Source organism: Secundilactobacillus similis DSM 23365 = JCM 2765, from assembly GCF_001311075.1.
In the GTDB taxonomy this organism is placed as follows: Bacteria; Bacillota; Bacilli; order Lactobacillales; family Lactobacillaceae; genus Secundilactobacillus; species Secundilactobacillus similis.
The window spans coordinates 1-6,234 of record NZ_BBAD01000118.1 but is presented as its reverse complement, the minus strand read 5'-3'; the positions used below and the strand labels follow the sequence as shown (position 1 = coordinate 6,234).

The 6,234-nt window shown below is 34.8% G+C and carries 8 protein-coding genes and 2 pseudogenes; 3 read left to right on the top strand and 7 right to left on the bottom strand.

What is annotated here, in order from left to right; translation table 11 throughout:
* Positions 1 to 151 (top strand): type II toxin-antitoxin system YafQ family toxin (locus JCM2765_RS15575; RefSeq protein WP_173585562.1); only part of this gene is annotated, 151 nt, incomplete at its 5' end.
* Between the two features lie 138 nt (positions 152 to 289).
* Here JCM2765_RS15575 and JCM2765_RS15570 read toward each other — a convergent pair.
* From JCM2765_RS15570 to JCM2765_RS15540, 7 genes and pseudogenes are all read right to left on the bottom strand, one after another.
* Positions 290 to 1,218 (bottom strand): annotated as a pseudogene (locus JCM2765_RS15570) (IS30 family transposase).
* 108 nt (positions 1,219 to 1,326) lie between these two features.
* Positions 1,327 to 2,010, bottom strand: a complete 684-nt coding sequence (locus JCM2765_RS15565; RefSeq protein ID WP_054737477.1) for a hypothetical protein — start codon at positions 2,008 to 2,010, stop codon at positions 1,327 to 1,329.
* A 124-nt stretch (positions 2,011 to 2,134) separates the two neighbouring features.
* Positions 2,135 to 2,533, bottom strand: a complete 399-nt coding sequence (locus tag JCM2765_RS15560) for a hypothetical protein (RefSeq protein WP_054737476.1) — start codon at positions 2,531 to 2,533, stop codon at positions 2,135 to 2,137.
* A gap of 130 nt (positions 2,534 to 2,663) precedes the next feature.
* Positions 2,664 to 2,903, bottom strand: coding sequence for a hypothetical protein (locus tag JCM2765_RS18430; RefSeq protein WP_225352133.1), 240 nt, complete (start codon positions 2,901 to 2,903; stop codon positions 2,664 to 2,666).
* Positions 2,896 to 3,830: pseudogene (locus JCM2765_RS15550) on the bottom strand (replication initiation protein). Before JCM2765_RS15550 ends, JCM2765_RS18430 begins: the two are co-directional and overlap by 8 nt.
* Before the next feature lie 718 nt (positions 3,831 to 4,548).
* Complete coding sequence (locus JCM2765_RS15545) at positions 4,549 to 4,761, bottom strand: hypothetical protein (protein ID WP_054737475.1); 213 nt, start codon at positions 4,759 to 4,761, stop codon at positions 4,549 to 4,551.
* Positions 4,762 to 5,123: 362 nt separating this feature from the next.
* On the bottom strand, positions 5,124 to 5,711 hold the full coding sequence (locus JCM2765_RS15540; protein WP_054737474.1) for a site-specific integrase: 588 nt from the start codon (positions 5,709 to 5,711) through the stop codon (positions 5,124 to 5,126).
* 103 nt (positions 5,712 to 5,814) lie between these two features.
* Here JCM2765_RS15540 and JCM2765_RS15535 point away from each other — a divergent pair, with 103 nt between their 5' ends.
* Together JCM2765_RS15535 and JCM2765_RS15530 are read left to right on the top strand one after the other, a co-directional pair.
* Positions 5,815 to 6,093 carry a plasmid mobilization protein gene (locus tag JCM2765_RS15535; protein ID WP_003625288.1) on the top strand — a complete coding sequence of 93 codons (279 nt, stop codon included), beginning with the start codon at positions 5,815 to 5,817 and terminating at the stop codon, positions 6,091 to 6,093.
* Positions 6,083 to 6,234 (top strand): type II toxin-antitoxin system YafQ family toxin (locus JCM2765_RS15530; protein ID WP_173585561.1); only part of this gene is annotated, 152 nt, incomplete at its 3' end. The genes JCM2765_RS15535 and JCM2765_RS15530, both read left to right, overlap by 11 nt.

The window sequence follows — 6,234 nt, the reverse complement described above, 5'->3', positions numbered from 1 at the left end:
AAATTGGCGTGGTTATCGTGAATTTCACCCTGCCAGATATGGAAACTATGGCAAAAATTATGACAACTGGATTGTTATTTATCAGCTAGATCATGATGAATTGATTTTGTTATTGGTTGCAACTGGCTCCCATGAAATCTTGAATCAATAGCTATAGGTTAGGGGTACTTATAAAAAATAAATCAAAATAACCCCAATATCTAAATTATAGATATTGGGGGTTATTTTTTCAATGTTTTTGAGGGGCTATTTGAGAATTATAGCCCCTTATTTTTGGTAGATTGCAAATTTAATCCGAATTTTTTGACAAATTAGTCAGCATCACTTGGTAAGGTGTTTGCCAGTTAAGCACTTTAAGGGGGCGTTGGTTAATTTCGAGTAACGTCGTTGTTAAATCTTGAGCACTAATGTGCTCAAAACAAGTCCCCTTAGGGTAAAAATAACGTAAGTCCGATTGAATCGTTCATTACTGACGCGTTCAGCGGGCGTGTAAGCATGGCAGTAATAGGTCTGAATACCGTATTGTGGTTCAAATGACACTAGATTGCTAAACTCAGTTCCACGATCGACAGTAAAGGTGTGTACCGGTCCCTTAAAAGTTGTTAGAAACATAGTTAGGGCTTCATTAACAGTCGCCGCTGTCCGATCTTTTAATCGGTAAGCCCAAAGAAAACGTGATTTGCGATCAATTAGCGTTAATAAAGCAGCCTTGCTATGTCCACGAGGTCCAACCACTGTATCTATTTCAAAATCACCGATGCGGTTACGTTGGTTAATCACAATTGGTCGTTGTTCAATTGAACGCCCTAATGATTGATTATATTTAGAACGTTTGTCAAGGTTACGCCGTTGGCGTAGCCCATGTTCAGGTAGTTCACTCAAGGAGAATTCAATTTTCCCCTGATATAGCCAATTATAAATAGATTTAGTGGCTAGTTTAAGCTCATGCGCAATCACTTCTGGTGACCAGCTTAGACGTAAATGGTTTAGAATGGTTTGCTTTAATTTGGCATTCAGTTTAGTTTTTCGGCCACAATGCGCCCGTTTAGATTCAGCGTTGGCCTGTGCTAATTCAGCTTGATAAGGTTGACAACGAGATAATTCATAAGAAATCGTAGACGGAGATCGTTTTAACCGCTCAGCCATTTGGATATTGGTCAGTCCTAGCTCACAAAAGGTTTCAATTTTAATTCGTTCAGAATAGGTTATACTAGACAAAAGATCAGCTCCTAAAAAATGGGTTTGTGGTAAACACCATTTTAAAGGAAGCTGATCTTTTTTGTCCGAACAGCGTTCGGATTAATTTTACAATCTACCTTTTAAGTCCTATGAATAATTCAGGATATCAATAATCTTTTTTAGTGATCGTCCTGGTTTTGCCTTGTTCCACCCAGCTATATATCTTGTATGATCTAAAAACAAAATATTATGAGGTATAATTCTATCCTTTTCTTTTTTTGCATTCGCAAATTCCTGTTTAATAATTTCTGACGATTTCTTACTCAAAATCAGCACATAATCATGTGGATGCTTTTTTAATATCTCGATAAATCGACAAAAGGAAGAATTATTGTCCATATCATCTTGTTTAATCATTGATGTTTTTTTCTCTGAAGGACGTCCAAAGAAGTTAAAGTAGATTATTTTATTTAGATTTTCAGCAATTTGCTCATACGAAGGTTCGGTTTTTGAAGGATAGTAAGCCATTAACTTAGGAATTTTAGTAAACATCTCTATTTTGGGATTCTCGTTGTTTTGTAACTTATCAACTGTTCGTTTCACCAAAAAGCGTGTATTAAACCAATCAGTTCCGTCAGCAATATGATACTTAGCTACAAATTGCGAATCATTTAGGTGATACCAATCGGTTGGATTATATGTCTTTTCATACTCTTCAGGTAATTGGAAATAATGTGACTCGCCAACTACAATTAGTTTTACTTTAGCCTTTTCATAATTAGGACCAATCCAAGGTGCAATTGATGGATGTTTGCAACTCATACTATTCATAATAAAATAACCTCCGAAATCATTTAGTACTGTTACGAAGTCTGAAATTTGCTATTAAAAATAGAAGTGTTGATTTAAAAATGTAAATTTACACTATGTTGTTAAATCATTCATTAGAAACTGTTTAATAAAACTGAATGATGTGCTTAACCTTGTGTAATATCGTCGCACCTCCATTACCTTTAGGTGTTATTAGCTTAGTTGGCGATATTCTTTTAAACTTAAAAGTCATGTAAACATGTCCTAAGCTTAAATACCCCCTAATATAATAATAGTGGCCATGTTTAACAGTTTGCATAATTTTATACGGATAAACATCGGATTGTGTCATTCCAGCCATAATTCGATGTCGACTGATTGTGTAAAAGATTGCGTGTCCTGACGAAGGATATTCTTCCCAATTTCCACGTAAGTATGTTGGGACAGTATTTTTCCAAGCCTTAGCATTAACGGGCCTGTTAATGCTAAAAATTCCTACAACTGCAACTAATAGTAGTAAATTCAGTTGAATCCATTTTTTCATTTCCTTTTCCTCATTCTATTATCTATTTAAATTAAAATATGACCTATTACCTGAATTATTCACCAGAAACTCCATGTTTATTTTTTAGAGAATACAAAGTATTTTATTATATGGTTTTTAAGCATAATTGCTACCACCAAAGCCACCATTTCTTATTTTTATGATGGTTTTGTCCTTTTAAATTTTTGAGTGAATTATCCTTTTCTAGTCCCATTGCAGCCTTGATATTATGAACATCTGTGTTATTCGATATATATCGATTACCTTCTTTATTTGGTGTTTTGCTTGGCGATAATTTGGTGATTATTTGTTGAATTCTCTGTTTTGAAACATCCAATTCATCAGCAAGTTCTCTAATAGTTTTAGGCATTGTTTCCAAACCCATTCCGGAGTTCAGCAAGCATTTCTTGTCTTGTCTGATCTCTTATTTTTTTATCATGCTCAATCTGTCGTTCGGCTAAAATCCGTTTTTCAGTTGAGCCTAGTGGTAGGCCTTTAACTTTATCGGTAGCGCGCCATTTTTCTTGTTCTGTTAATTCACCATTATGCTCGATATTAAAAAGTTTTTGACGCTCGTCTTGGAACTTACCTTGGGAAAAGTCGTTTGCGTCTTTTCTTTCAGGCTTCCAAGTAAAAGAATACCCAATCACTGGTTTCCCGCGGCCTTTACCATATTTTTTCCGAATAGTTAATCCTCTAAAAAGTGGAGTTAATTCTTCTTTGATTGGTTTAATAACTTTTTTATCAATATTTGAGGGACTACTCCAATAACTTTTAGGGATATCAAGTAACTCAAAGAAATCTTCTTTGGAAAAATAAGAATAACCAGTAGTTCTAAATTGCTTAATTAAACGAAACATAGTTTTTGCGTAGCTACTTTTTAAATTCCTAAATTCTGTTAAGGCATAACGAACCCAACTTTCTAAATCGTTTAGTAAGTGTAAGGCTTTGGGATAAACTTGGATATCAACGTAAGGTTCTTCAGCTTCGCCCTTAATTTCAAACTCGGTAAACATAACAAAAAATTCTCGATTCAAGCCACTTTTACTTCTACGACCAAACCTAAGACTGAGGATTTTTGGTATGTATTCTCAATATCATCAATAAATCTTTTATTCGCAGTTGGCTTGTAGTTGCTAAGTTCTTTTAATTGGTCAAAAGAAAAACGGACTGTTTTATTACCTTGATCTCGCATACGAGAAATAATTGAAAAAAATAAATTCATTTCAACTGGGGTAAATTTTCTCAGAGGAATAGTATTTAATTCAGGGTCATATTTAACTAATTCATTAGACATAATTATCACCTCAAAGATATATTACAGTAGAAGTACCTGTTTATCAAGTACCGAACTTATAAAGGTACTTGATAAACAGACAAAAGGTACTTGATAAACAGACAAAAGGTACTTGATAAACAGACAAAAGGTACTTGATAAACAGACAAAAGGTACTTGATAAACTTCTGTACTCCTTGGGAGAGTAAGGCTCAAGAGGTGCCTAAAAGAGGTTTAAAAGAGGTTTATAAAAGAGGTATAAAAGAGGCACCACTGTACGAGATCAAGACCTAAAATCAAAAACACAAAGGAGTGAGCCAAAAACCGGCTCACATTAAACTCCATTCGCTACGCTCTTTGCGCCTCACTCCGTTCGTTGCCTAAAAAGGTGTGGCAAGCCACATTTATACGGGCGCTGACGCCCCGCACCCTGTCCAAGCTGAACCAGCTTGACCGTTTTTTCACTCGCCGTTAGGCAGGAAAGCAAAGTTTTATAGAAACTTTGGCTTTCGCCAATTCAGTGTTAAGAATGGTTAAGAGCTGTCAATTCCTTATGCTCCCACGCTTTGCTCGTCCGCTACCATTGACAGCAAACACTTAGTTTTTCTAAGACTTAATAAGGATTTAATTGCTATACTCCTTTTTAAGGCCTTTATTTTTAATTCTCAGCAGTTTTAAGCTTATTTACATATAATTATGCCAAAGCAAAATAAAAAGCCCTCAGCGAGCTTTTAGAGGGCTAAATTACAAATCCTGGTCGATTAATAATATCTTCTTGTCTTTTTTGCAAAATGTAAGTGTACAAGGAATTATACAAATTCTGTTTGATCTCATCAGGTTCATGAACAAAAGCTTCAAACAATTCTTGAATATCAACTTGCCAAGGATCAACAAGCATTTCATCAATTGGCTTTAATACTTTCTTTTCGTCCATCTGAGTTACTCCTAACATTAGCTAATTATTTCAGCTTTAAATTAAAGGCCTCTTTTTATAGTTAGTTATTCAAAAATTGTGCTTAAGTTTAGAAAGAAAAAACGGTGTAAAGCAATTAAAAAAATTTGTTTGAGCGCAGCGAAATCTAATACAACTTTTTTTAGTATAAGCACAATCAACTTTAGTTGTTGTGTATAAGTGCGCATTGAACTAAAAAACACCCTTTATTTTAATGATCAAGTTAGCTATTTTTTAGCGTCATTAAACGGAATGAAATGAGTTTAATGCGCACTTACACCCCACCAAAATTTAGTGGGGGTTTTGTGCTTAAAATCTGTCTCAGAAATTGCCTTCGGCAACAACTAAAAACCCAAAGAAAACTAACCAAAATCAATTTGATCTAACATGGTTTCGGTACTGGATTGATCTAAGCCTAAATAAGCTAAAGTCATGGCTTCACTTGAATGATTTAATAAGTGCATGACCAAACCAATATTATAATTAGATTGCGTGTAAACTCGATAAGCTCCAGTCTTGCGCATTGTGTGGGTACCAAGATAATTGATACTTAAAAGATCACCCACTTTGCTCATGATTTTATAGAACTGCTTTTCTGTAATATGCCGTTCTGGGTGTTGAATGGACGGAAAGAGCCATTCAGATTCTAGTTTATGATCAAGCAGCCATTGACGATACAATAAAAGCTCTGTTTGAACTGGTTTAAGGTACAAGGTATTAGGCTTACCAGTTTTTCGATCATGAATGAACGCATTTTGTTTAATGGAGCCGTCCGGATTAAAGATATCTGATTGTTTTAGGCACATAACGTCACTGACTCTTAGCAGCGTAGCTTTACCAACTTGAAAAATTGTATAGTTACGCTGACCAGCTTTGAAATTATTGAGTAACGTATCTTGCACCTCTTTGAGAACATTTGAATCCTTGATGGGTAGGACAATTTGTTGCATAAGCTGTTAGTTCCTTTACTTTAAAATTAATTTAGTTGCAGAAAACCTAAAAATCGAATATTATAATGTAGTACGATGGTAAACTTAAAGGAGGCGGATTAGAATGAGTAATACTATTATTAAAAACAAGACAATTTCAACTCGTGTCACACCTGACATTAGTGAACGGGCTAAAGCTAATCTAGCAAAACAAGGGCTAACCGTTTCTGAGTATATACGCTTATCGTTAGTTAAAGCGGCCAATAATGAAGTTCGATTAGTCAGCTTTTTAGATTCTCCGGAAGCCTTAGCCGCTAAAAAAGAAGCAGAAACAGGGCAGGTCAAAAACATTGGTTCATTGACTGACTTTGAAGATTGGATCGATAAGTTAGATGCAAATTAAACAGACCAAATCTTTTGAACGTGAATTAAAAAAACTAGTCAAAAAACATTTTCCAATAACTGTCTTGAAGCCTTGTTTAGAAGCAATTGTTGAACAAGATGTACTTGTTTTGAAACAGATTAAAGATCATGCATTAAAAGG